This is a genomic window from Candidatus Accumulibacter meliphilus (assembly GCF_036625345.1).
In the GTDB taxonomy this organism is placed as follows: Bacteria; Pseudomonadota; Gammaproteobacteria; order Burkholderiales; family Rhodocyclaceae; genus Accumulibacter; species Accumulibacter meliphilus.
In genome coordinates this window covers 193,432-218,226 of the sequence record NZ_JAZKTZ010000006.1, presented here as the reverse complement: position 1 = coordinate 218,226, position 24,795 = coordinate 193,432, and the positions used below count along the sequence as shown (strand labels likewise).

The 24,795-nt window shown below is 63.3% G+C and carries 19 protein-coding genes and 2 pseudogenes; 10 read left to right on the top strand and 11 right to left on the bottom strand.

Going from position 1 to position 24,795, the window contains the following annotated elements:
- Positions 1-130: 130 nt before the first annotated feature.
- Positions 131-643 (bottom strand): annotated as a pseudogene (locus tag V5B40_RS14035) (LysR family transcriptional regulator); the annotation flags it as partial.
- 95 nt (positions 644-738) lie between these two features.
- On the opposite strand from V5B40_RS14035, the gene V5B40_RS14030 reads away from it, so the two are divergent.
- Together V5B40_RS14030 and ycaC are read left to right on the top strand one after the other, a co-directional pair.
- Positions 739-1,605, top strand: coding sequence for a pirin family protein (locus V5B40_RS14030; RefSeq protein ID WP_332355081.1), 867 nt, complete (start codon positions 739-741; stop codon positions 1,603-1,605).
- A 371-nt stretch (positions 1,606-1,976) separates the two neighbouring features.
- Positions 1,977-2,603: pseudogene (gene ycaC / locus V5B40_RS14025) on the top strand (isochorismate family cysteine hydrolase YcaC).
- Between the two features lie 165 nt (positions 2,604-2,768).
- Here ycaC and V5B40_RS14020 read toward each other — a convergent pair.
- Positions 2,769-3,989, bottom strand: coding sequence for a patatin-like phospholipase family protein (locus tag V5B40_RS14020; protein WP_332355080.1), 1,221 nt, complete (start codon positions 3,987-3,989; stop codon positions 2,769-2,771).
- Between the two features lie 381 nt (positions 3,990-4,370).
- Here V5B40_RS14020 and V5B40_RS14015 point away from each other — a divergent pair, with 381 nt between their 5' ends.
- From V5B40_RS14015 to phnE, 6 genes are all read left to right on the top strand, one after another.
- Positions 4,371-5,192: a penicillin acylase family protein gene (locus V5B40_RS14015; protein WP_332355079.1), complete on the top strand. Its 822-nt coding sequence runs from the start codon at positions 4,371-4,373 to the stop codon at positions 5,190-5,192.
- Positions 5,177-6,793, top strand: a complete 1,617-nt coding sequence (locus V5B40_RS14010) for a penicillin acylase family protein (RefSeq protein WP_332355078.1) — start codon at positions 5,177-5,179, stop codon at positions 6,791-6,793. The genes V5B40_RS14015 and V5B40_RS14010 overlap by 16 nt, the downstream gene beginning before the upstream one ends.
- Positions 6,793-8,307 (top strand): amino acid racemase, encoded by a 1,515-nt coding sequence (locus V5B40_RS14005; RefSeq protein ID WP_332355077.1) that lies wholly within the window; start codon positions 6,793-6,795, stop codon positions 8,305-8,307. The genes V5B40_RS14010 and V5B40_RS14005 overlap by 1 nt, the downstream gene beginning before the upstream one ends.
- A 142-nt stretch (positions 8,308-8,449) precedes the next feature.
- Positions 8,450-9,325 (top strand): putative selenate ABC transporter substrate-binding protein, encoded by an 876-nt coding sequence (locus V5B40_RS14000; RefSeq protein WP_332355076.1) that lies wholly within the window; start codon positions 8,450-8,452, stop codon positions 9,323-9,325.
- Between the two features lie 5 nt (positions 9,326-9,330).
- Positions 9,331-10,143: a phosphonate ABC transporter ATP-binding protein gene (locus V5B40_RS13995; protein WP_332355075.1), complete on the top strand. Its 813-nt coding sequence runs from the start codon at positions 9,331-9,333 to the stop codon at positions 10,141-10,143.
- On the top strand, positions 10,140-11,756 hold the full coding sequence (gene phnE, locus V5B40_RS13990) for a phosphonate ABC transporter, permease protein PhnE (protein WP_332355074.1): 1,617 nt from the start codon (positions 10,140-10,142) through the stop codon (positions 11,754-11,756). The genes V5B40_RS13995 and phnE overlap by 4 nt, the downstream gene beginning before the upstream one ends.
- 75 nt (positions 11,757-11,831) lie before the next feature.
- On the opposite strand, the gene V5B40_RS13985 is transcribed toward phnE, so the two are convergent.
- Positions 11,832-12,491: a peroxiredoxin gene (locus tag V5B40_RS13985; protein WP_332355073.1), complete on the bottom strand. Its 660-nt coding sequence runs from the start codon at positions 12,489-12,491 to the stop codon at positions 11,832-11,834.
- A gap of 91 nt (positions 12,492-12,582) precedes the next feature.
- Positions 12,583-13,623, bottom strand: a complete 1,041-nt coding sequence (locus V5B40_RS13980) for an MBL fold metallo-hydrolase (protein ID WP_332355072.1) — start codon at positions 13,621-13,623, stop codon at positions 12,583-12,585.
- A 195-nt stretch (positions 13,624-13,818) separates the two neighbouring features.
- Here V5B40_RS13980 and V5B40_RS13975 point away from each other — a divergent pair, with 195 nt between their 5' ends.
- Positions 13,819-15,363 (top strand): NfeD family protein, encoded by a 1,545-nt coding sequence (locus tag V5B40_RS13975; RefSeq protein ID WP_332355071.1) that lies wholly within the window; start codon positions 13,819-13,821, stop codon positions 15,361-15,363.
- A complete protein-coding gene (locus V5B40_RS13970) occupies positions 15,360-16,148 on the top strand; it encodes a slipin family protein (RefSeq protein ID WP_332355070.1) in 789 nt (262 codons plus the stop codon). Before V5B40_RS13975 ends, V5B40_RS13970 begins: the two co-directional genes overlap by 4 nt.
- A 211-nt stretch (positions 16,149-16,359) precedes the next feature.
- Here V5B40_RS13970 and V5B40_RS13965 read toward each other — a convergent pair whose 3' ends face one another.
- The 7 genes from V5B40_RS13965 to gcvP all read right to left on the bottom strand — a co-directional run bounded on the left by V5B40_RS13965 (position 16,360) and on the right by gcvP (position 24,791).
- On the bottom strand, positions 16,360-17,166 hold the full coding sequence (locus V5B40_RS13965; protein WP_332355223.1) for an alpha/beta hydrolase: 807 nt from the start codon (positions 17,164-17,166) through the stop codon (positions 16,360-16,362).
- A gap of 94 nt (positions 17,167-17,260) precedes the next feature.
- On the bottom strand, positions 17,261-18,262 hold the full coding sequence (clpX, locus tag V5B40_RS13960) for an ATP-dependent Clp protease ATP-binding subunit ClpX (protein ID WP_332355069.1): 1,002 nt from the start codon (positions 18,260-18,262) through the stop codon (positions 17,261-17,263).
- 91 nt (positions 18,263-18,353) lie between these two features.
- Entirely contained in the window at positions 18,354-19,553 is a 1,200-nt protein-coding gene (locus V5B40_RS13955) for a multidrug effflux MFS transporter (protein WP_332355068.1), read from the bottom strand.
- Positions 19,554-19,575: 22 nt separating this feature from the next.
- Positions 19,576-20,385: a ferritin-like domain-containing protein gene (locus tag V5B40_RS13950; RefSeq protein ID WP_332355067.1), complete on the bottom strand. Its 810-nt coding sequence runs from the start codon at positions 20,383-20,385 to the stop codon at positions 19,576-19,578.
- Positions 20,382-20,984 carry a DUF2946 family protein gene (locus V5B40_RS13945; RefSeq protein WP_332355066.1) on the bottom strand — a complete coding sequence of 201 codons (603 nt, stop codon included), beginning with the start codon at positions 20,982-20,984 and terminating at the stop codon, positions 20,382-20,384. The genes V5B40_RS13950 and V5B40_RS13945 overlap by 4 nt, the downstream gene beginning before the upstream one ends.
- Before the next feature lie 81 nt (positions 20,985-21,065).
- Entirely contained in the window at positions 21,066-21,548 is a 483-nt protein-coding gene (locus tag V5B40_RS13940; RefSeq protein ID WP_332355065.1) for a glutathione peroxidase, read from the bottom strand.
- A gap of 300 nt (positions 21,549-21,848) precedes the next feature.
- Entirely contained in the window at positions 21,849-24,791 is a 2,943-nt protein-coding gene (gene gcvP / locus V5B40_RS13935) for an aminomethyl-transferring glycine dehydrogenase (protein WP_332355064.1), read from the bottom strand.
- Positions 24,792-24,795 lie beyond the last annotated feature (4 nt).

The following is a 24,795-nucleotide window of genomic DNA, read 5'->3' as shown; positions in this document are numbered from 1 at the left end:
AAACCAGAACGTCAAAACTATTATGGCACAACATTTCACCTCCGGAAAACCGCCTCTTTCAAATCAACGACTTAAAATCAGCGCGGGCTAGAAAAACCCGAAATATGACAGCGAGGTGTTAAAGGGAGGTTAGGTAGTCGGGGCTGGCAAAGGGCACCCAGCAGGCGATGCCGGCGTGTTTCGCAATCAACGTCGAATCCTTGAGATGGCCAGTGCGGATGGCGACATCAACACCTTCGGCCACCAGGTCGACATAGCGATCGGTCAGCATCAATTCCACCCTGACCTTGGGGCAATTCCGGCGCAACTGATTGATGATCTCCGCCAGGATGCGATCGCCGATATCCGCCGGCGCCGTCACCCGTAACAGTCCTTTTGGCTCGCCATCAGCTTCCGTGACCGCCGCTTCGGCATCGAGGATATGGCCCACTCCGGTCGACGCATGTCGGTAATACAACTCGCCCGCATCGGTCAGGTGCAGGCGGCGCGTCGTTCGCTGCAGCAGCGTTACGCCGAGCCGCTTCTCAAGGCGCGCCACCCGGGTGCTGACGGTCGAGGTCGGCAAGCCCAGCAGGCGGGCAGCAGCGCTAAAGCTTCCGGCGTCCACCACCTTGACGAAGACGGCGGCTTCGTTGAGATCCATTGTTCAACTCATTGAAAAAAGTTTCCGTATTTAACCATCTAGTGCGCCAATCGTCTGCCTTCTAAACTGAAGCTCCTCACCAACGGAGTGCAGTCATGAAAAAATTGGCATTCATCAAGCGCAGTAACGGCAAACACTGGGTCGGCGATGGCTTCCCGGTCAAAAGCATTTTTTCCTACAGCGACATCGCCGAGGAAATGTCGCCCTTCCTGTTGCTGGACTACGCCGGGCCGGCCGATTTTCCGCCGACCACGCGCAAGCTTGGCGTCGGCCAGCACCCGCATCGCGGCTTCGAGACGGTGACCATCGTCTACGCGGGCGGCGTGTCACACCGCGACTCGTCGGGTGGCGGCGGCACCATCGGCCCGGGCGATGTGCAGTGGATGACGGCAGCTTCCGGCATTCTTCACGAGGAATTTCATAGCCCGGAATTCGCCGAAAAAGGCGGCGCCTTCGAGATGGTCCAGCTCTGGGTCAACCTGCCAGCTCGGGACAAAATGTCGGCGCCGGGATATCAGGGCATTACCGCCGGGCAGATTCCGGAAGTGGCGCTTCCCGACCAGTCTGGTACTGCACGCATCATCGCCGGCCAGTATGGCGACGCGACCGGTCCGGCCCGCAGCTTCACTCCGATGAACGTCTGGGATCTGCGCCTGCAGGCCGGCCATCGTGTCGCGTTCGAGCTGCCGGCCGGACATACCACGGCGCTCTTCGTGCTGCGCGGTGCCATTCGCCTCGGCGAGAGCCACATGGTGCGGGCCGCAGAACTGGCCGTCATGGAGCGTGAAGGCTGCCATCTGGAATTCGAGGTTGCCGACGACACGACCCTGCTCTTGCTCAACGGCGAACCGCTCGCTGAGCCGGTCGTCGGCTACGGCCCCTTCGTGATGAATTCTGAGGAGGAAATCGCCCAGGCAATGAATGACTTCAACAGTGGCCATTTCGGACAGATCGGCCATTAATGTGAAAGTCGCGCAAGCGACTCACGAAGCGCCCTTCTCCCCTCGCGGGAGAAGGGGCAGGGGTGAGGCGGGGAATTCAGGGAGCATGCTCCCTGCCCGGCGAACGATTCCGGCGTGCAAGCCGGAATGCGCACTGCAAGTGAGACGGAAACGGTCATGACTTTCATGATTCGGGGTATCTCGACATGTCATGACCGTTAGCCCCGACAGCCCGTTCAAGCAAAGGACATCCACTATGAGTACCCGCGCCAATTTCGCCAGCGCCCAGGCCAGCATTGATCCGTCAGACGCGGTGATGCTGGAGGTCGTGACGAACAATGAAGTGCTGGATTCCCAGCGATAACACCACAACGCAGGAAAGGAGAGTCACCATGAGCAATCCCTACATCCGCCTCGACAAGAATAACGCCGCCGTCCTGCTGGTCGACCATCAGGCCGGGCTTTCATCGCTGGTCCGCGATATCGAGCCGGACAAGTTCCGCAACAACGTGCTGGCGCTGGCTGACCTGGCCAAGTATTTCAAGCTGCCGACCATCCTCACGACCAGCTTCGAGAACGGGCCTAACGGGCCGCTGATGAGCGAACTCAAGGAAGCTTTCCCGGAGGCGCCCTACATCGCCCGCCCAGGCCAAATCAATGCCTGGGATAACGAGGACTTCGTCAAGGCCGTCAAGGCGACGGGCAAAAAACAACTGATCATCGCCGGCATCGTCACCGAGGTCTGCGTCGCCTTCCCGGCACTGTCCGCCCTGCAGGAAGGCTACGAGGTCTTCGTCATTACCGACGCTTCGGGCACGTTCAACGAGGTCACCCGTCATTCAGCGTGGGATCGAATGTCGGTAGCCGGCGCACAGCTGATGACCTAGTTTGGCGCCGCCTGCGAACTGCATCGCGACTGGCGCAACGATGTCGAGGGTCTGGGCACCTTGTTCGCCAATCATATTCCGGACTATCGCAATTTGATGAACAGCTTCGCTACTATCCAGAACAACAAGTAACGCGATAGCCGTCCCGATCCCTTCAGGGCGCCTCGCCGTCATCTTCGAAAGGAATGAACACTAGCTGCCTGTCATCTGGCTGTCGAGGCCAAGCTGAAACTGGTCGCCACCGGCGGACGTGAAGCCGGATTTTCTTCGCTTTCTTGACCGCTTGTGTCTGGATTGCTACTTGCTATTTTCGGCTACTGGCGCGCTCGGGGGACTGAATCCGGGGGGAACCTTGAGCCACGGGAAGCCATTTAGCATCATCTCGTAACCAGTTTTGTACAGTGCTCGCATATATTCGGTGTCGAACTCTTCCTTGTGCTCGGCCTTGAAACTCGATGGAATGAAGCCAAGGTTGAAGTCCACTCCGTCGCGCTGGGCGGTGGCATAGATGCGGTAAAGGTCACCGATGCCCTGGCTGTGGATCAGTGAGGCGACTGAGCGACCGGCAATGGTCATCGTACTGCGCTCAACCTGTGCCCAGTCCGGATCGAGTCGCGCATTACGGATAACGTAAAGTTTGCGCTCACGGGTAACGCCGACGGCGGCGGCCGACTCGTTGATGCGCAGCGCGGCCGGGTAAGCGAAAACCTGAGCCATGATGCCACCATCGACGTGCATTTCCTGATAGGTTTTGCCGTCGACTTCCACATCAAGCATCATCGGAGGAAAGCCACCCGGAATCGAGGCGGATGCGATCATGACGCGCACGAAAAGGTCCAATGCCCTGGGGCCTCCGAAGGTGGCGATTTTCCCCATGTCCCAGATGATCGGACGACGCGCATCGAGGTCGGCGGTAGCGATCAGGAGGAAACGACCTTTTGCATACTCTGCGGCAACTTCCCTGAGAAAATCATCGGTCACGGATTTTCGCGTCAGACTCATCAATGGAGCGTTATCGGCCATTCCATCGCTCATCACGCCAGCCAGGAAGCCACGCGGCGTAAGGACGTCTTGCGGCGAGATGGTGGTGTAGACCTCCTTCAGCGTGGCGTCATACTTTGAGCCGAGAAATGCGAAAGGCGCAATCAGGGCGCCGGTACTGATGCCGGTAACCACTTTGAATTCCGGACGCGTCCCGGTTGCCGTCCACGCATTTATCAGCCCGGCAGTGAACGCGCCGTTATCGCCGCCACCTGAAATTGCCAAAAAGAACGCCGGGGGAAGGGGCCCTTTATGCCCCTGTTTTGCGAGGTGATCCTTTTCCAGTTGCAGGGATGCCTGCGCCTTCCGGGAGAGCTCCGTGATGTCGCCGCCCAAAGCAAAACGAACATTTGGCATGCCTGGAATTTCGGCTCTTGTCGTCAGTTCGGAGGGCACTGCCGCCAGGCGCTGCGGCGTCGAACAGCCCTGGACAAGAAGCAAGACGGCCATGGTGAGGCCGAGGAGGATGGCTTTCATGAGAATTTTTCTCGCAATTTGATGAAAACTTCAGGAGCCGGATGTTCCACTATGGGCACACTCGGTACTTGCTCCAAGGCGGCTATTCGGCGCTTGCTTGATGGCCGCTTGCCGACACGACAATTCCATACCGTCAGCAGGTCTGCAAGGCCATGAAAGCACTTGCCTCGGAACAGCGTATCCGAAGCTTGGTTTTTCGTCCACGCGGTCTTTGTAGCGCAGGAGCATGCCAAACGGCGGCAGTCGCCTGAAGTCGTCAGCGTTCGGCGGCAAGGATGCGCTTCGCGCTCGCCGATTACGCCAGCACGCTCGTCAATGCAGCTCTGTTCTCCCGGTGTTTTGCTAGACTGGTTTGTCGGTCGAACTCAAAAACTCCGTTCCATGCAGAAACAATCGAAGTTCTCCGCTCGCCGGGTTTTGTGCGTGCTCCTCCTGGCGGGAGTGCTGCTGGTCGCGTTAGGCGCGTCGTGGGCCTATTGGCAACTGCGTGCCAGCTTGCCGACTCTCGATGGCGTAGTGGCGCTAGCCGAGCTGGATGAGGAGGTCAGCGTCACGCGCGACGAAGTGGGCATGGTGACCATTTCGGCGAACAGTCGTACCGCCGTGGCCAGGGCGATGGGCTTCGTGCATGCGCAGGAGCGGTTTTTCCAGATGGATTTGATGCGCCGTCAGGCCGCCGGCGAGTTGTCGGCGTTGTTCGGCGGCAAGGCGCTGGAGGCCGACAAGCGCGTTCGTATCCATCAACTGCGTGCGCGGGCACGCGCCATCGTTGCCGGGTTGCCCAGTGACGAGTCGGAGATTCTGCTGGCCTATGTGGCGGGCGTGAACGAGGGCTTGCACCGCCTCGGTTCCAGGCCATTCGAATACTGGGTGCTGCGCGCAGAGCCCGTCGACTGGACGGCCGAGGACACCATACTGACGGCGTACTCGATGTACCTGGTCCTGCAGCCGTCCACAGCCGAGAAGAAGTTGACCCGGCTGAACGTGAAGGAACGCGTTCCCGAGTCGCTTTATGCTTTCTTGCGCGGCAAAGGAAGCGAGTGGGACGCGCCACTATGGGGTGAGCCGCTGCTGCCGCCTGCCATTCCGGAGGCGTCCAGCCTGGGAACTGGTCCGCAAAGCTGGAGCTGCCGCTGCAAATCCGCGAGCGTCCGGAGCCACCGCTGCCGGGGAGCAATAGCTGGGCTGTGTCGGGTGCCTTGAGCGATAACGGTGCGGCGATTCTGCAGAATGACATGCACTTGAAGTTGCGGGTGCCAAACATCTGGTTTCGTATGCAGATTCGCTACGGGGAAGATGAGCAGTCGCGGAGTCGCTACGCGCATCAGGTGACCGGTGTTTCCTTGCCAGGGGTGCCGCTTGTCGTCGCCGGCAGCAACGGAAAAGTCGCCTGGGGCTACACCAATAGCTACGGCGACTTCAGCGACGTGATTGTCCTTGAGCAGGAGCGTCCTGGAAGCTATCTGACTGCGCACGGAGAAGTGCCCCTGGAAACGGTTTACGAAACCATCGACGTCAAAGGCGCGCCAGCGCAGCGGGTGGCTATTGAAAAGACGATCTGGGGACCGGTTGCCCGGAGCGGCGCGGATGGTCGAAAGTTCGTGCTCAAATGGTTGGCCCATGACGTCACGCAAGCCATTAACCTGGGCATTCTTGGTCTGGAGAGAACGGAGACGGTCGCCGACGCGATCGGCGTTGCCCACCATGCACGCCTGCCGTCGCAGAACATCCTGCTGGTCGACAGCGGCGGCAATCTGGCATGGACGATCATTGGCGCCATTCCCAAGCGCGTCGGGTGTGATGGTGACGAACCGGTCAGCTTCGCGGACGGATCGTGTTCGTGGCAAGGCTACCTGTCGGCGGAAGAATACCCGCTGCTGATGAACCCGGCCGACGGCCGCTTATGGACCGCAAACAACCGTGTTGCCTCGGGCGAGATGCTCAGGCGCATCGGCAACGGTGGCTACGACCTGGGCGCGCGCGCCAAACAAATCCGCGATGCCTTGTTCGCCCGTGATTCCTTCGCTGAAGGCGATTTTCTGGCCATCGCGCTCGATGATCGCGGTTTGTTGCTGGAGCGCTGGAAAGCTCATCTCGAACAGTTGCTGGCCGACGAAAGCGCTGCGCAGGACGACCTGGCGAAGGCTTTGCTCGTTCAATTGCGATCCGAAAAAGACTTGCGGGCGCGCCGTGATTCAGTGGCCTACCGCGTCGTCAGGACCTATCGCTACCTGTTGCGTGACGCGCTGTTCATGGCCTGGCTGGCGGCGGCCTATGACGCGCAACCCGATCTCCAGATCGGCTCGCTGTCGAACCAGTGGGAGGGCGTGCTGTGGGAGGTGATCCAGAAAAAGCCCGCTCACCTCTTGCCGGCGCCGTTTGCTTCGTGGCGCGAGTTCGAGCGCGAGGTCTTGAAAACAAGCTTGCATTCCCTGGGCATCGACAGCCGGGAACGGCTGGCGCAGGTCACCTGGGGAGCGCGCAACAGGGCGGCGATTCAGCACCCGCTGAGTCCGTTCATTCCACTGCTCGGGAAGTTCCTCGACGCGCCGATTGAAGCCATCGATGGCGATGTCAACATGCCGCGAGTCGCCGGGCCTTCGTTTGGGGCGTCGGAACGTATGGTTGTTTCTCCCGGCCATGAAGAGCGCGCGATCCTTCATATGCCGGGGGGGCAAAGCGGGCACCCGCTTTCGCCCTATTACCTGGCCGGCCATGAAGCCTGGGTGAAAGGCGAAGCAACGCCATTTCTGCCACAAGTGGCGCAGCATGAATTGAAGCTCGTTCCAGAAGTCAGGCCATGATGAGCAAGAAGACATTCGCGTCGACCCATGCCAGCAAGGCACCGGGCAAGCACAGATACGGCGTAGTCGGCGGCCTCGGCGTCATTGCCGGCGCCGACCTGCTGCTGAAAATGATCGGCGCGACGCAGCGGCGGCCGGAAATGCGTGACGTTGGCATTGCTTTCGAACAGCGTCACTTCGACAGTGGGCCGAGCATTGCCGACGAGACCTACAATCCGAGCCGACGCAAGTTCTACGTCTATGACACGCTCAAGGAGATGGAGGCGCGCGGCATCGATACCGCCCTGGTGCCTTGCTTCGTGTCGCATACCTTCCTGCGCGAGATCACGCCCGAACTCGACATGCGCGTGATCAGCCTCTTCGATGCCTTGCGCGACTGGCTGGCGCGCGAGCATCCGGCGCTGCGCACGATCGGCGTATTGACCTCGACCTATGTGCAGAAATCAGGGATCTTCGAGCGCGAGTTGGGCTTCCCGGTACGAGATCGTTTATCCGGATGCGGCCGTTCAGTCCGACAAGCTGATGCGCGCCATCTATGGTCCCAGCGGCATCAGGCCGGGCACCACGGCGGCGAGTGCGTCGAACTGCTGGCTGAGGCCTGCCACTGCCTGGTCGCCAGCGGCGCGCAGCTTATCGTTCCCGGTCTGTCCGAAGTGCCGGTGCTGATCGACTCCCTGCGCTCGCTGGTAGCCGTTCCGGTCGTCGATTCCAATCTCGTCTATGCCGAGTATGCGCTGGGCTGCGAAGCGGCGCCGCCGCTGCGCGAGTTCAAGCTCGGCGTCGTTGGTGGCGTCGGGCCGGCAGCGACGGTCGATTTCATGCACAAAGTCGTGCGCCTGACCGACGCTGCGCGCGATCAGGATCACATCAAGATGATGGTCGAGCAGAATCCGCAGATTCCCGATCGAACCGCCAACTTGATCGGTAGCGGCGCCGATCCGACCATCGCCCTGCTTGCTACTTGCAAGCAGCTCGAAGCGGGGGGCGCGCACGCGGTGGCCATCCCCTGCAACACGGCGCACGCCTTCGTCGACCGCATCCAGCCCTATCTCAGCATTCCCATCGTGAATATGCTGTCCGAGGTCGTGCAGCATATCCGCTCGCAGATGCCCCTGGTCAGCCGAGTCGGGCTGCTGGCCACCTCGGGGACGGTGGCCAGCGGCGTTTATCGCGAAGTCACCGAGGCGGCAGGCTTGCAACTGCTGGTTCCCGACGCAGCCGTCCAGGAGCTGGTCATGCAGGCGATCTACGGCGAGCGGGGAGTCAAGGCGGGATTCACGTCCGGCTTGTGCAGCGAGCATCTGGCGACGGCGATCGGCCACCTCGCCGAGCAGGGTGCCGAAGTGATCATTCTTGGCTGTACCGAACTGCCGCTGATCGCCATCGACATCGCCGTAGGTCAATCAATTGCTCTGCTCGACCCCACCGAAATCCTGGCCGCTCGCTGCGTGGCACTTGCTTCCGAGGCCGCCGCGAAACCTCGTCGCGACCAGGGCAAGACCTCCCTCGCTTGATTGATCGGGTGGGCCCGGCTATAGTCCGCCCGCGGTCTGGGTACCGCTTCGATTCTTGCTAGCGGCCGCCGCGTTTCGACGCCTGGCCGCGTTTAGGCTGCGGCCCACTCCGTGCCGTGGCCGGTCTTTACAGGGAGTTCTCATGGTCCACTTCTCGCGCCGTCTGGCGCTCAAGGGCGCGCTTGTCTGTGCGCTCGCCAGCACTTTCTTCCACACCGCGGTGGCTGCTGACGCTGACACTGTGCTGCGCGTTTCGGCGATTCCTGACGAGGCGCCGACCGAGCTGCAGCGCAAGTTCGCGCCGCTCGGCAAGTATCTCGAGAAAGAAGTGGGGATGAAAGTGTCCTTCGTTCCGGTCTCCGACTATGCAGCGGTGGTCGAAGCGCTGGCCAGCGACAAGCTCGATCTGGCGTGGCTGGGTGGCTTTACCTACGTGCAGGCCAACATTCGCAGCCAGGGCACCGCCATCCCGCTGGTTCAGCGCGAGGAAGATGCCCGCTTTACCTCCAAGTTCATTACTGCCGACCCGAACATCAAGACCCTGGCCGACACCAGGGGCAAGGTCTTCGCCTTTGGCTCGCCGTCGTCGACCTCGGGTCACCTGATGCCGCGCTACTTCCTGATGGAGGAGGGTATCAACGCCGACAGCGACTTCAAGAATGTCGCCTTTTCGGGCGCTCACGATGCCACGGTGGCTTTCGTCGCTTCGGGCAAGGCCGACGCCGGGGTGCTCAATGCCTCGGTCTGGGCCAAGCTGGTCGAGGAGAAGAAAGTCGATGAGAAAGTCCGCGTGATTGCCACGACGCCGCCTTATTTCGACTACAACTGGACCGTGCGCGGCGATCTCGATCCGCTGCTGATCAAGAAGATCGAGGCCGCTTTCCTGAAGCTCGACGCCGGCAATCCGGAGCACGCCGAGATCCTGGCTCTGCAAAGGGCCACGAAATTCATCCCGACGAAGAAAGAGAACTACGTCGGGATCGAGCAGGCGGCGAAGGCGGCTGGCCTGCTGAAGTAGGCCGCTTGTTTCGTCTGCATGACGTCGAGCTGACGCACGGCAACGGCTTTGTCGCGCTGCGCGACATTGCCCTGGCCGTGCAGGCCGGCGAACAGCTGGCCATCGTCGGTCCTTCGGGAGCCGGCAAGACGACGCTTCTGCGTCTGATCAGCGCCGCCTTGCGCCCGAGCAAGGGGCGCATCGATGTGCGCGGGGGCGATCCCTGGGCACTGTCGCCGGTCGCGCTGCGCCGCTTGCGCGCGCGCATCGGTGTGGCGCATCAGGCGCCGCCGCTGCCGCCGCGCCAGCGGGTGGTGACCGCGGTTCTCGCCGGTCGCCTGGGGCAGTGGCCGTGGTGGAAGGGAATCGCTTCGCTGGCCTATCCGGTCGACGTCGCCGGTGCGCGCGCGGCGCTGGCGCGGCTCGAGCTCGGCGAGCGGATTTTCGATCGCTGCGACCGGCTCTCCGGCGGTCAGCTGCAGCGGGTCGGCATTGCCCGTGTGCTCTATCAGCAAGCGCAGCTGGTCCTCGCCGACGAGCCGGTTTCCGCGCTCGACCCGGCCTTGGCCTTGCAGACCATCCAGGTGCTGAGCCGCGATGCCACGGCGCGCGGAGCGACGCTGGTCGCCAGTCTGCACGCCGTCGACCTGGCGCGGTCGTGTTTTCCGCGCATCGTCGGCATGCGCGAGGGGCGGATTGCTTTTGATCTGCCGGTCGGCGAGGTCGATGAAGCGCTGTTGCGCGAGCTCTATGCGACTGAAGGTGGCGGCTGGCCGCTGCTCGCCAGCGAGCCGCCCTTGGCAGCCGGCGCGCCACTGCGCGGCACCTGCTGGCGGTGAAACTCTCGCGCGACCCGGCAGCGCCTGGGCGGGCCGCCGCTCTGCTGCTGGCGATCGTCATTCTCTGGCCGCTCGGGGTGGTCGGCGAATTTCGTCCGTGGACGCTTTTCGAAGCCCATAACCTGCGCGTGATGGGTGGCTTTCTGGCGGCTTTTCTGCCGCCCGCAAGCAGTGGCGAGTTTCTCGTCTATCTCGGCCGCGCGACGCTCGAGACGCTGGCGATTGCCACCGCCGGCATGGCGCTGGCTTTCGTGCTCGCCGTGCCGCTGGCCATGGCCACGACGCAGGCCTTGTCGATTTCACGCATCGGTCCGGGATCGGGGCGCCGCCGTGCCGAGTGGTCGCGGGCGCTCTTGCGGATGCTTCTGGTGGTGTTGCGTGGCCTTCCCGAGCTGGTCTGGGCGCTGCTTTTCGTGCGTGTCTTCGGCCTTGGCCCGGCGGCCGGCGTCCTGGCGCTTGGCCTGACCTACGGCGGCATGCTGGCCAAAGTCTATGCCGAAATTCTCGAATCAGGCGACAGCCGGCCGGCACGGGCATTGCTCGAAGCCGGTAGCAGCCGCTTGCAGGCCCTGTGCTACGGTCTGCTTCCCGGTGCCGCGCAGGAGCTGACTTCCTACACCGTCTATCGCTGGGAATGTGCGGTACGCGCTTCGGTGGTGATGGGCTTTGTCGGCGCCGGTGGGCTCGGCCAGCTGATGGACCAGTCGATGCGCATGCTCAATGGCGGCGAAGCGGCGACCATCCTGCTCACTTTCCTGCTGCTGGTGCTGGCTGCCGACGCGCTCTCGGGTCTGTTGCGTCGGCAGCTCGGCGAGGCCTCTGGGCGCGCCAGCGCTCTGGTCTTCGGCGCACGGACGCTGCTGTGGTTGCTGCTCCTCGGCAGTGCGGTGGCGGCCAGCTACGCCTGGCTTGATCTGGAGTTTGCCGCCTTGCTGACGGGCGCGGCGCTGGCGTCGATGGCCGACTACTTCGGCGCTTTCTTCCCGCTCGATCTTTCGCCTGTCTGGTTGGTGAAAGTGGCCTGGGGCTCACTGGAGACGGTGGCCATTTCCGCTCTCGGGACGCTGCTCGCCGCGGCGGCTGGCCTGCTGCTGGCCTTGCCGGCGTCGGGGCGCTACGGGCAGGCCTGCGCGCAGCTGACGCGCTTTCTACTCAACGCGCTGCGCTCGGTGCCGGAATTGGTGTGGGCGACCTTGATGGCCCTGGCTGCCGGCCTCGGGCCGTTTGCCGGCATTCTGGCACTGGCGCTGCATACCAGTGGTGTGCTCGGGCGCCTCTTCGCCGAGGCTTTGCAGAACGCGCCGCCGCGGCCTCGCGACGCGCTGCTCGAAGCCGGTGCGCCGGCCGCTGCCGCTTTTCTCTACGGCACCTTGCCGGAAGTATCGCCGCAGCTCATCGCCTATTCGCTCTACCGCTGGGAAATGAATATCCGCATGGCGGCGATTCTCGGCTTCGTCGGCGCCGGTGGCCTTGGGCAGCTACTCTATGTCGAGCTGTCGCTCTTTCACTACGCGCAGGCGAGTACGGTGATTGCCGCCATGCTCCTGCTCTCGGTCGCCGTCGACGCGGGCAGCGCGTGGCTGCGCCGCTGGCTGGCTTCGCCAGGCGGCTGAAGGCTTTTCTCTGGTGCTGGCTGGCGGCGCGCTCGTGCTTGATGCCTTCCCGGCCGCCGCCGTGAAAGCGACTGACTACTCGGGCTGGGTGATGACGCGCAGGTAGGGTTTGAGCGTTTTCCAGCCGTTTGGATACTTGGCCTTGGCGGCTTCGTCCGAAACCGAGGTTGGGATGATCACGTCATCACCCGGTCGCCAGTTCACCGGCGTGGCCACCGTGTGCCTGGCGTTGAGCTGGATGGCATCGAGCGCGCGCAGGACCTCGGAAAAATTGCGTCCGGCGCTCATCGGATAGGTCATCGTCAGTTTTATTTTCTTGTCCGGGCCGATCAGGAACACCGAGCGTACGGTTGCGTTATCGACCGCTGTGCGCTCGGCCGCCTTGCCGCTGGCGTTAGGGTGAATCATGTCGTAGAGCTTGGCGACGACCAGATCGGTATCGCCGATCAGCGGATAGTTCAGTGCCGTGCCCTGCGTTTCTTCGATGTCGCCGGCCCAGCGCAGGTGGTCGTCCACGCTGTCGATCGAGAGCCCGATGACCTTGGTGTTACGGTTGTCGAAATCCGGCTTGAGGCGGGCGAGGTAGCCCAGCTCGGTGGTACAGACCGGCGTGAAGTCCTTGGGGTGGGAAAAGAGGATGGCCCAGCTATCGCCGATCCATTCGTGAAAATGAATCGTGCCTTCGGTGGTCTGGGCAGTGAAGTCCGGCGCTTCGTCGCCGATGTGCAGTCCCATGGTTTGCTCCTTATATATGGTGCGTGGGGAAAGGGGAAAACGGCAGAAGCCGTCACTGGACGTATTTGCTGAATTACGTCCTCCCGTTGACCTAGGGGTTTTGCCCCGAGTTCAACGGATACGCCGCCGCTCGCCAGGCCTTCATACCGCCGTCGAGGGCTACCACGTGCGGGAAGCCCATCTCGCGCAGGGTGGCTGCGGCCAGGGTCGATACCTGCCCCAGCTCGCAGCAGGTGAGAATGCGCCGCGTCGGGTCTGGCAGCTCCTGGTTGACGCGCAACTCGATCTGACCGCGTGGCAGCAGGCGCGCGCCGGGAACATGGCCGCTTTCGTAAGCGTCGCGCTCACGCACATCGAGGACGATCAAGTCCTGGTCGCCGGCTTCGACGCGCGCCTTGAGCTCGGCGAGCGAGATGAACGGTACTCTGGCTGCGGCCTCGGCGAGCAACTGCGCGACCGACTTCCCACCGCTCATATTGGTACGCAGTGCCTCGGTGACATGCGTCGGCATCGACAGGTTGAGCTCGCGCATCATGTCGACGAAAGCGGCGCGGTCGCGCTTCTGCAGGCGCGGGTTGCTGGCGATCTCCTCGCCGATGGTCGAGCTTTGCCGGCCCTTGTAGTCGTGCGCCGGGAAGACTCTAAGGCTGGGGTCGAGTTTCAGAAGGCGCTGGAAGAGGCTGTCGTAGAGAGCCTCCGGATTGCCACTCGGCAGGTCGGTGCGGCCGGTTCCACCGATCAGCAGGGTGTCGCCGGTGAACACGCTGTCCTCGATCTGCAGGCACATCGAGTCGCTGGTGTGGCCGGGCGTGTGCATCACCTGCAAGCGCAGGCGCCCGAGCATCAGCATCTCACCGTCGCCGATGCGCATGTCCACGAAGGGCGCGGCACTCGTTCGGTACATCACGACCGGCACGGCCAGCTTCCGTGCCAGCTGCCGGGTTGCCGAGAAATGGTCGGCGTGGGTGTGGGTGTCGATCAGGTAACGGATGCGCAAGCCATCACGCGCGGCGAGCGCAAGGTAGTGATCGATCTGGCTGATTTCCGGATCGATCAGGGCTGCCGTACTGGTGTCCTCGCAGCCGACAAGATAGGACTGGCAGCCGCCAGTGGCGATTTGTTCGAGAATCATTGCCTCATCCTCCTCTGTCGCTAAGAGAGCAGCTGCCGCGACGCGAGGCCGGGCAGCGCCAGATCGCCTGGCATTGGCGATGGTAGCGCAAGTTTGGCGATGTTCGCGTCGGCGGAAAAAAGAAAGCGCAGATGGCCTGCCTGGGCTATTTTGAGGTGTGTTCGACGCCGGCATTTCCAATTGAAGGGGGAACAGATGAACGCGCTGTTCAGTAATCCAGAAAGGCGGCGGTCCATTGCTGGCAAGTACGGCCAGCGGCCGCGTTTGGCCCGCTGGCTGCTCGGTTTGCTGGCGCTGCTCCTGGCAATGTGGGGCGTGCCGGGTGCGCTTCGCGCCGCGACGAGTGTGCCAGAGAGTGTGCCAGCGAGTGCGCCTGTAATCGTGCTCACGGTGCAGGACGCGATCGGTCCGGCCAGTGCCGACTACGTCGTGCGCAGCCTGCGGCGAGCGCAAGACGAGGGGGCACCGCTGGTCGTCTTGCGGATCGATACGCCGGGCGGACTGGATAGCGCCATGCGCCAGATCGTGCAGGCCATTCTCGCCTCGCCGGTGCCGGTGGTTTCCTATGTCAGCCCGCAAGGCGCACGCGCAGCGAGTGCCGGCACCTACATCCTCTATGCCAGCCACCTGGCAGCGATGTCGCCGGCGACCACGCTGGGCGCGGCGACGCCGGTGTCGATTGGGCTGCCGGGTGCGGCGCCGAGCCGTCCGGAGTCACCCTCACCCTCGTCCTCGCCGGCGGGCTCGGCGTCCGACCCGGCTGCCAAGCCCGCCGCCAAACCCGCCGCAGCTTCAGAACCGGCTCCAGCGTCGGCGCCGTTATCCGGTGATACGATGAAAACCAAGCAGATCAACGACGCCGCGGCTTTCATCCGCGGGCTCGCTCAGCAACATGGCCGCAACGCCGAGTGGGCCGAGCGTGCGGTGCGCGAGGCGGTGACGCTGACGGCTTCCGAAGCCTTGCGTGAGAAGGTTATCGACGTCGTGGCCGTCGACGTGCCCGATCTGCTGAACCAGATCGACGGGCGTAGCGTGCAGATGCAGAGCGGCAAGCTGACGCTGACCACGCGCGACAAGGCGACGCAGGAGCTTCTGCCGGACGCGCGCCACCGCCTGCTGTCGGTGATCGCCAACCCGAGTTTCGCGCTGATCCTGATGATGATCGGCATTTACGGCCTGATTTTCGAGTTCTCGTCGCCCGGTTTCGGCGTCCCCGGTACGGTCGGTGCGATCTGCCTGCTGCTGGCGATGTTTGCGCTGCAGATGCTGCCGGTCAACTACGCCGGTCTGGCACTGATCGTGCTGGGCATCGGCTTGATGGCCGCCGAGCTGCTGACGCCGACCTTTGGTGTGCTCGGAGTTGGTGGCATCGCGGCCTTCATCGCCGGTGGCCTGCTGCTCTTCGATCGCGATGTGCCGGGCATGGGGGTGCCGCTGCCTCTGCTCTTCGGCCTGGCCGCCAGCTCGGCGGCACTGGTCTTGCTTGGTGGCGGCATGGCGCTGCGCGCGCGCCGCGCGCCGGTGGTCAGTGGCCGCGAGGCGATGATCGGTAGCAACGGTGAAATCGAGTTGGTGGACGGCGACGAGGTCTGGGTACAGGTCCACGGCGAACGTTGGCGCGTGCGCGCCAGCGGCCCGCTGGCAGCAGGCCAGCGCGTGCGGGTCAGTGGCATGGACGGTCTGATCCTCGAGGTGCAGGCCAGCGACGATTCTTCCTCATCGAAAGGAGCAACGCCATGATCTTCGATCTCAATCTGGGCCTGGGTAGCGTCCTGGTACCGATATTGCTGATTTTGCTGCTCGCCTCGCTACGCATCCTGCGCGAGTACGAGCGCGGCGTGGTTTTCCAGCTCGGCCGTTTCTGGAAAGTCAAGGGGCCTGGACTGGTGATCCTCATTCCCGGCATTCAGCAGATGGTGCGCGTCGATCTGCGGGTAGTGACCATGGACGTCGAGCCGCAGGACGTGATCTCGCGGGACAACGTTTCGGTCAAGGTCAACGCCGTCGTTTTCTTCCGCGTCGTCGACCCGCAAAAGGCGATCATCCAGGTCGAGCAGTTCCTGATGGCGACTTCGCAACTCGCGCAGACGACTTTGCGCGTCGTTCTCGGCAAACACGAACTCGACGAGATGCTGGCGGAGCGCGAGCGGCTGAATATCGACGTACAGAAAATCCTCGACGCGCAGACCGACGCCTGGGGCGTCAAGGTCACCAACGTCGAGATCAAGCATATCGACCTCAACGAATCGATGATCCGGGCCATCGCCCGTCAGGCCGAAGCCGAGCGCGAAAGGCGCGCCAAGGTGATTCACGCCGAAGGGGAAAAACAGGCGGCGGCCGCCCTGCTCGAGGCGGCGACGACTCTCGCGCAGCGCCCGGAGGCGATGCAATTGCGCTATCTGCAGACAATGACCCAGGTCGCCGGCGACCGGGCGACGACGGTCGTTCTGCCCCTGCCGCTCGATCTGATCAATGCCTTGACAACGAAAATCCCGCCAGCGGCGCAAGCGGCCAATGAGCACTGATTTCGAGTTGCATCCCTGACGAGGCTTCAGGCAGACCTGAAAGCAGCACGCAGCCCTTGTCGGGCTGCACAAGTCGCATGTTCCGCACTGCGTGCATCACGACAGTGGTATTAACGTGCCTGCGAGCAGAAGCCGCGCCGGTCAGTAAAATCAACCCAATCTGCGAAATCTGCGAAATCTGCGAAATCTGCGAAATCTGCGGACAAGGGTCTCACTGATTGGCGGCTCCACGCGGAGCAGCAGACAACAGGAAGTCGACTGCCTCTCGCCACCAGGCGCTATCGAGGCGCGCAAACCAGTCGTTGTGGCGGGCGCCGTCGATGACCGCCAGGCGTTTCGGTTCGGCGAGCGCCGCGTAGAGCGCCCGGCCGAACTGCGGCGGGACGATTTCATCGTTGGCGGCGATGGCGACCAGCACCGGGCGCCCGAAAGACGCCAGGTGGGCAAGGCTGTCGTAGCGGTCGCGCAGCAGCCACTGCACTGGCAGTAGCGGGTAGTGGTGGGCGGCGACCTGTTCGAGCCGGTCCCACGGTGTGATCAGCAGCAGGCCGGCAATCAGTTCGCGCTGCGCATCGCTGGCCGCCGCTGCCACGCCGGCGCCCAGCGATTCTCCGATGATCAGCAGCGGTCCGTCGTAATTGTGCCGCGCAAGCGCAATCGTCTTTTCGGCGTCGGCGACCAGGCTCTTCTCGCCGAGTTCGCCGGGGCGCGGGCCGTAGGCCGGATACTCGGCGAGAATGACCCGCAGGCCGAGCCGCGTCAGCACGCCGACGTAGAACTGACGGTGGCCGGCATGGCCGGCGTTGCCGTGGAAAATGATCGCCGTGGCGCGCACCGCGCCATCGGGCTCGGCGAGCAGGCCGCGGAAGTCGGACGCCGTTGGCCAGGGCGACAGGCCGCCCGACGCCAGCTGCATTTCGGCAACGCTGGCCCGTTCGGGGAAGTACAGGAGCTGGTCCTGGAACATACTGATTCCTGACAGGAAAATCAGAAAGGCGGCAAGCGCAAGGAAAGCCATCCGCAAAGCGGCGCGGGCGCCGCCGCGGCCTTGTGCCCGGTTGGTACCGCGTTCTTGTTCGGCAGGCGGCAGCGACGAAACCGCCACAGCGCGCTCACTGCCTGCCGACAAGGCGAGGGTCTTCGAACAGGGAGGTGATTTCAACCCTGGCGATTTCCGGGTGGTCGGGGACGAGGTAGAGAATCGGCGTGATCAGCTCCTCGAAAATGCCGCGCAGGCTGCGCGCGCCGGTCTTGTACTCGATGGCGATTTCGGCGATCTGTTCGAAGACTTTCGGGCCGATGCGCAGGTCGACGCTTTCGCCGCGAAAAATCTCGATGTACTGCCGGTAGATCGAGTTCTTCGGTACGCTCATGATGCGTACCAGCATCGCCTTGCTCAGCTCATGCAGGTTGGCGATCACCGGCAGGCGGCCGGTGAACTCGGGGATCAGACCGAATTCGAAGAGGTCGGTAGGCTTCACCCGCTTGTTCAGCCGATCGAGGATATTCTGGTTGTCATCAGTCGAAGTGGCGATGAATCCGAAACCATGCGTCTTGGCCATGATGCTCTCGATGCCGACAAAGGCGCCACCGCAGATGAACAGGACGTTGCTGGTGTCGACGTACTGATTGTCCTTGAGCTTGACCGGAGAACCTTCCATGATTTTCAGCAGCGCGTGTTGCACGCTCTCGCCGGAGATCGCCCCCGACTGCGTGTTGGTCGCTTTCAGCTTGTCGATTTCGTCGATGAAGATGATGCCGTGCTGAGCGTTCTCGATACTGCCGTCGGCCTTGTCGAGCAGGCGCTGCAGGATCGCCTCGATTTCTTCATTGACGTATTTGGTCTGGGCGAGGGAAGTCGCGTCGGCGGTGACGAAGGGAACCTTCAGCATCCTCGACAGGGTATCGCAGAGCAAGGTCTTGCCGGTTCCCGACGGTCCGATGAGCAGCACATTGCTTTTGGCGATCGCGCCCTTGTCCTGCGCGAAAGTGGCAATTTTCCGATAGTGCGAGTAAACGGCCACGGCGAGGACCTTCTTGGCGTCTTCCTGGCCGATGACGTATTGATCGAGGTACTTGACGATCGCGCTGGGCGTGGTTTCTCTGGCTAGCAAGCGGGTGGCCCCAAAGTCGACGAAGGGTTGCGGAAGGCAGCTATCTTATTCCGAAATCGGCCTTGGCGTTCGGGCCGCGCTACAGCCTTGTTCAAGCGCCGCGGCCGGGCCGAATCAGCGTCATGTAGGACAGCGGCGCGAGTGCCGTGCAGATTGCCACCCCCGCTGCGAGCGCGCCGCCGCCACCCGACAATGCGTGTCCGACGGCGACGCCGACCACTGCGGCAAGGCTCATCTGCACGAAACCCATCAGTGCCGAAGCCGACCCGACCATTGCCGGATACGGCGCCAGTGCCTTGGCAATGGCGTTCGGCATGACCAGGCCGGTGGCCACGGTACAGAAGAACATCGGCCCGAGAATGGCGGCAATGCTGTTTGCTCCCGAGAACTCCAGCGCCGCCATGCACAAGCCGGCGACAGCGCCGAGCCAGGCGCCGAAAGCGAGCAGGGTGTCGCCACCGAAACGCCGGACAAGTTTTCCGGAAGCAAGCGAGCCGAGGACATAGCCAGCGACGACCAGGCCGAAGCTCATGCCGAATACCTCCGGCGTCAGCCCGTGCCGTTCGCTGAGCACGAAGGATGAAGCCGAGATGAAGGCGAACAGCGCGCTGTAGGAAAAGGAAAAAGTCAGCACGTAGCCGAGGAAGCTACGGCTGGCGAGGAGCAGGCGGAAGTTGGCGAGGAGCTGGCGTGGATGCGTCGCTCCCGGGTGTCGATAGACGTTGCTTTCGCCAAGCAGGCGGGCGACGGCGATGGTCTGGGCAATGCAAATGAGCAGCAAGACCACGAAATTGGATTGCCAGCCGAAAAGTACGGTGAGAAAGCCGCCCAGCGTTGGTCCTAGCAGTGGTGCAATGGCCATCGCGCCGCCCATGTAGGCAATGATGCGCGCCGACTCGGTCGCTCCCCAGACGTCACGGACGACGGCACGGCCGAGGACCGGGCCGGCACAGGCGCCGAGGGCCTGCACGAAGCGTGCGGCAATCAGCATCTCGATGCTCTGTGCCAGAATGCAGGCGATTGTTGCCAGGCAGTAGATGGCCAGTCCGCCGAGCAGCAGCGGTCGGCGGCCAAAGCGATCGGAAAGCGGCCCGTAGAAAAGCTGACCAAAGGCAAAACCGACCAGGAAGACCGACAGCGTCAGTTGTACGCCGGCTGCATCGCTGCCGAACGCCCGTGCCAGGGTGGGCAGTGCCGGCAGGTAAAGGTCGGTGGACAAGGGGCCCAGCGCGACCAGCATCGTCAGCAGCACCGCCAGGCGGAAAGAGGGCGGTGGGGTCGTCACCGTCACCGTCCCTCCTTCTGGTGCCGCTTCATGGCGCCTGCAAGGCTGCCAGTTCCCGTTCGTCGAAGCCCGCTGCGCGGCGCGCTTCGAGGTTGAAAGGACCGCGCAGGCGGGGCGCGCGATAGCGATGCGCAAGCTCTGCGTAGCTGCTCACTGGATCCCGGCCGCGCTGCGCACAGAGCCAGCGGTACCAGCGGTTGCCGATGGCGACGTGGCCGATCTCGTCGGCGAGGATGGTCGCCAGGATCGCTGCTCCGCGCTGGTCGCCAACGCCTTGCAGCTTGTCACGAATCGGCGGCGCCGCGTCGAGGCCACGCGCTTCGAGCGTCCGCGGGACCAGCGCCAGGCGTGCCAGGAGGTCGTCGCTGGTTCTTTCGGCCATTGCCCAGAGGCCGTCGTGGGCGGGAAAGTCGCCGTAAGCGTAGCCCATCGTTTCGAGATGTTCGCGCAGCAAGCCGAAGTGGCGCGCTTCTTCGCCGGCGACGCCGATCCAGTCACGATAGAAATCGGCTGGCATGGCGGCGAAGCGCCAGACGATGTCGAGCGCCAGATTGACGGCGTTGAGCTCGATATGAGCCAGCGAATGGATCAGCGCGGCGCGCCCCTCGACGCTGGTGACCGGCCGCTTGGCGAGCTGTGCTGGTGGTACCAGCGCTGGCCGGGCGCTACGGCCGGGAAGCGTTTCCGTGGCCAGGCGGCGGCTATCGGGCGCGCTGACGATCCGGGCATCGCTGACCAGCGCGGCGGCTGCGGTCAGCGCGATACGTTCGACCGCAAGGCACTTTTCGTCGGCGGTTTTGAGCAGCAAGGCGTCGAGAGCGAGTTGCCGTAGCGTCAAGGAAAAACTCCCGGCGGCGCTTCTTGTGGTGAGGCAATAAAGCCGTAGCGTTTCGGGATATCCGATCGCTGTAGCGTGCGCACGGGAAGGTGCTGCGCTTGCCAAACGAGCGTCAGCGTGCTGATGTCCGCGTTGAGGCCACCAGCTGCTTGCGCGATGGCCGCGAGCAGGGCGTCGTCGTCGGCGACTTCGCCGTTCGCCAGATGCAGGCATGGCAGCAGGGTGGGCAGGTCGCGGTCGCAGAGCAGCGCGATCCCGGCCGGGATTTCGAGCAGCAGATTGCCTTCCTCGTCGATGGCCGCAGCGCGCAGTTCGCTGACCGCTTCGCCGACTTGCGTGGCGAAGCAATCCGGCGTCGCCAGGTGCAAGACCCACGGCGTGTAGTCGAGGTCGACGAAGACTCGTTGCGGGCCGTTCTGCACGAAGTAATTGCCGTCCTCGTCGTGCGCGTACTGGCGATTGAGGAAATCCTGGAGGCCGCGATGGCTGACGGCTTCACCGCGCATTCGCCAGCGACCGCGCTGGTCGAGCGACAGCCAACCATAGCAGGCCGGCACTTTCGGCCAGCGCAACATGGCGCTGAAGTCAGGCGTCGGCATTGGCAGTCTGTCGCGTGGCTGTCGGAAACTTTTGTCGGACGAGGTCCCGCCACTTCTCGGACATGGCTTGCGCAGGCGGCGTCACAGAAGGGCTTCGATGTCCTTGGCGATGCTTTCCGGCGCCGTCGCCGAGGCGTAGCGTTCAATCACCTCGCCCTGGCGGTTGACCAGGAATTTGGTGAAGTTCCACTTGATACCTTCGCTGCCGAGCAGGCCGGGCGAGGCCTTTTTCAAGTACTGGTAGAGCGGGTGCGCGTGCGCGCCGTTGACATCGATCTTGGCAAACAGCGGGAAAGTGACGCCGTAGTTCTTCTGACAGAAGCCGGCGATTTCGTCGGCTTCGCCCGGTTCCTGGGCACCGAACTGGTTGCACGGAAAACCGAGCACCTCGAAGTCGCGTTGGCGATAGCGCATATAGAGGTCTTCAAGGCCTTTGTATTGAGGCGTGAAGCCGCAATTGCTGGCGGTGTTGACGATCAGCAGAACCTTGCCTGCGTAGTCGCCAAGTGACTGGACGCCGCCTTCAAGGCGCTCGGCGGACAGTTCATAGATGGGTGCGCTCATGGTCTATCTCCTCGGGAGGGGTAGAGGGGAGGGGGAAGTGTAGCCAGAAATCGACGCCTGTGCGTAGCCGCAGCGCTGGTCGATGCCGCTAACGGTCATGACAGTCGAGATACCCCGGATGATGAAGGTCATGACCGTCCACCTTCCCCCGGCCCTTCTCCCGCAGGGGGAGAAGGGATGTTCGTGAGTCGCTTGCGCGACTTTCACATCAAGGTGATGCCTTCATGCAGCGCTGCAGAATGCCATTGCCGGCATCGGACCCGTCGCGGCCATGCCTGGTTCAGAGCGCCTGGCATCACTTCAGGTCGTCGCCTCTTCGTCCTCTTCGTCCTCTTCCTCCTCTGCGATGGGAACGCAGGAACAGAACAGGTGACGGTCGCCATGCACGTCGTCTACGCGATTGACGCTCGGCCAGAACTTGTTCTCGGCGACATAGGGCAGGGGCAGGACGGCTTGCTGGCGGCTGTACGGTCGCTTCCAGTGACTGTCGACGATGTCGGCCTGGGTGTGCGGCGCATTCTTGAGCGGGTTGTCGTCGGTCGGCCAGTGGCCGACTTCGATCTGGCGAATTTCTTCGCGGATGGCGGTCATCGCGGCGATGAAGCGGTCGAGTTCGGCTTTCGATTCCGACTCGGTCGGCTCGACCATTATCGTTCCGGCGACCGGGAAGCTGATCGTTGGCGCGTGAAAACCGTAGTCCATCAGGCGCTTGGCGATGTCGGTCTCGGAAACGCCGGTGGCCACTTTGAGCGGCCGGATGTCGAGGATGCATTCGTGCGCCACGCGGCCCTGGCTGCCGGTGTATAGCACCGGGTAGTGCGGGCGCAGGCGACTGGCGACGTAGTTGGCGTTGAGAATGGCGACTTGCGTTGCGCGCGTCAGTCCGCTGCCGCCCATCATGGCGATATACATCCAGGAGATGGGCAGGATCGACGCCGATCCCCATGGCGCAGCCGCCACCGCCCCCTGGCCCTGGTGCGGGCCACTGATGCTTTGCACGCTGTGGTTGGCCATGAACGGGGCCAGGTGCGCTTTGAGGCCGATCGGACCCATTCCCGGGCCGCCACCGCCGTGCGGGATGCAGAAAGTCTTGTGCAGGTTCATATGGCTGACGTCGGCACCGATCAGCGCCGGTGAAGTCAGGCCCACCTGCGCGTTGAGGTTGGCTCCGTCCATATACACCTGGCCGCCGTGGGCGTGCACGGTGGCGCAAATCTCCTGCACCGATTCCTCGAAGACGCCGTGCGTTGACGGATAGGTGATCATCAGGCAGGCGAGGGTGGCCACGTGTTGTGCCGCTTTGGCGGCAAGGTCGGCGAGGTCGATGTTGCCCGAGTCGTCGCAATTGACCACTACCACCCGCATGCCGCACATCTGCGCGGTGGCGGGGTTGGTGCCGTGTGCCGAGCGCGGGATCAGGCAGACCTTGCGCTGGACGTCGCCGCGGCTGGCGTGATAGCGCGCGATGGCCACGAGACCGGCGTATTCACCCTGCGCGCCTGAATTGGGCTGCATGCAGATGGCGTCGAAACCAGTGATCGCCTTGAGCCATTCCTCGAGTTCGCCAATCATTTGCAGGTAGCCTTCGGCCTGGTCGAGCGGGGCGAAGGGGTGAATGTCGGCGAATTGCGGCCAGGTGATCGGCATCATCTCGCTGCTGGCGTTGAGCTTCATGGTGCATGAACCCAGCGAGATCATCGAATGGTCGAGCGCCAGATCCTTGCTCTGCAGTTTCTTCAGATAGCGCAGCATTTCGTGTTCGGTGTGGTGGGTGTTGAACACCGGATGCGTGAGGATGGCGTCACTGCGCAGAAAGGACGGCGGCAGGCTGGGGTCATCGTTTCGCAACCGCTCGTCGATTGGGCCGAGGTCGACGTTGACGCCGGCGAGCAGCTTGATCAGCAGGGCGATGTCGGCCTGCGATGTTTTTTCGTTCACCGCGATTCCGAGGATGCCGGGCGAGACCTGACGCAGGTTGTAGCCGGCATCGATGGCGGCCCTGTAGGCGCTCAGGGCGTGCCCGCCGAGGTCGACGCACAAGGTATCGAAGAAGTGCCGGGTCAGCACCTTGATGCCGGCACGCTGCAGACTCTCGGCGAGAATGGCGGTGAGTCGGTGGATGCGGCCGGCGATCGTGCGCAGCCCTTGCGGGCCATGGTAAACGGCATACATGCCGGCGATGTTGGCCAGCAAGACTTGCGAAGTGCAGATGTTGGAGTTGGCTTTCTCGCGGCGGATGTGCTGCTCGCGCGTCTGCAGCGCCATGCGCAGTGCCTTGTTGCCGCGGCTGTCGATCGAGACGCCGATGATGCGGCCGGGGATCGAACGCTTGTACTCGTCCCGAGTGGCGAAAAAGGCCGCGTGCGGACCGCCGAAGCCGAGCGGGACACCGAAGCGCTGCGCGGAGCCGAGAGCGATGTCGGCTCCCATGTCCCCCGGTGAACGCAGCAGGACCAAGGCCATCAGATCCGCGGCGACGGCGACGACGGCGCCGCGCGACTTGGCGGCGGCAATCGGTCCGCTGAGGTCGCTGACTTCCCCGAGTTCGTTCGGATACTGAAACAGGGCGCCAAAGGCTTCCTGCTGCGCAGCCACGTCCGGGGTCCCGAGGACGAGGTCGAAGCCAAAGAAGGCGGCGCGCGTCCTGATGACGTCGATGGTCTGCGGGAAGCAGCCGGAGTCGACAAAGAAGCGATTGGATTTCGACTTGCTGATGCGGCGGGCCATGGACATCGCCTCCGCTGCGGCGGTCGCTTCGTCGAGTAGCGAGGCGTTGGCGAGTTCAAGACCGCTGAGGTCGACGATCATCTGCTGGTAGTTGAGCAGCGCCTCGAGTCGGCCCTGGGCGATTTCCGCCTGGTAAGGGGTGTACGCGGTGTACCAGCCGGGGTTCTCGAAGACATTGCGCAGGACGACGGCCGGGGTCAGCGTGTCCGCGTAGCCAAGCCCGATCATTGCGTGCTGAACACGGTTGCGCATGGCAGTCACGCGCAGTGCTGCAAGGGCCTCGTGCTCCGGACGCGGCTCGCCGAGGGCCAGCGGCGAGCGCAGGCGAATCGCTGCGGGAACGGTCTGATCGATGAGTTGCTCGAGCGTGGAGACGCCGATGCTGGCCAGCATGGCCGCGATTTCACCGCCACAGGGGCCAATGTGACGGTCGATGAAATCGTCGCGTTGTTCCAGTTCGGTGAGGGTCGGGGAGTGAGGCTGCGGGGCGGGTTGCGGTGCGGGCGTGGCGTCCATTGGG

What these genes read in the sequence shown, in the direction of transcription:
- V5B40_RS14030 (WP_332355081.1), top strand. Translation starts at nt 739, where the DNA reads ATGAAAAAATTGGCATTCATCAAGCGCAGTAACGGCAAACACTGGGTC.
- V5B40_RS14020 (WP_332355080.1), bottom strand. Translation starts at nt 3,989, where the DNA reads ATGAAAGCCATCCTCCTCGGCCTCACCATGGCCGTCTTGCTTCTTGTC.
- V5B40_RS14015 (WP_332355079.1), top strand. Translation starts at nt 4,371, where the DNA reads ATGCAGAAACAATCGAAGTTCTCCGCTCGCCGGGTTTTGTGCGTGCTC.
- V5B40_RS14005 (WP_332355077.1), top strand. Translation starts at nt 6,793, where the DNA reads ATGAGCAAGAAGACATTCGCGTCGACCCATGCCAGCAAGGCACCGGGC.
- V5B40_RS14000 (WP_332355076.1), top strand. Translation starts at nt 8,450, where the DNA reads ATGGTCCACTTCTCGCGCCGTCTGGCGCTCAAGGGCGCGCTTGTCTGT.
- V5B40_RS13985 (WP_332355073.1), bottom strand. Translation starts at nt 12,491, where the DNA reads ATGGGACTGCACATCGGCGACGAAGCGCCGGACTTCACTGCCCAGACC.
- V5B40_RS13980 (WP_332355072.1), bottom strand. Translation starts at nt 13,623, where the DNA reads ATGATTCTCGAACAAATCGCCACTGGCGGCTGCCAGTCCTATCTTGTC.
- V5B40_RS13975 (WP_332355071.1), top strand. Translation starts at nt 13,819, where the DNA reads ATGAACGCGCTGTTCAGTAATCCAGAAAGGCGGCGGTCCATTGCTGGC.
- V5B40_RS13970 (WP_332355070.1), top strand. Translation starts at nt 15,360, where the DNA reads ATGATCTTCGATCTCAATCTGGGCCTGGGTAGCGTCCTGGTACCGATA.
- V5B40_RS13965 (WP_332355223.1), bottom strand. Translation starts at nt 17,166, where the DNA reads ATGGCTTTCCTTGCGCTTGCCGCCTTTCTGATTTTCCTGTCAGGAATC.
- V5B40_RS13945 (WP_332355066.1), bottom strand. Translation starts at nt 20,984, where the DNA reads ATGCCGACGCCTGACTTCAGCGCCATGTTGCGCTGGCCGAAAGTGCCG.
- V5B40_RS13940 (WP_332355065.1), bottom strand. Translation starts at nt 21,548, where the DNA reads ATGAGCGCACCCATCTATGAACTGTCCGCCGAGCGCCTTGAAGGCGGC.
- gcvP (WP_332355064.1), bottom strand. Translation starts at nt 24,791, where the DNA reads ATGGACGCCACGCCCGCACCGCAACCCGCCCCGCAGCCTCACTCCCCG.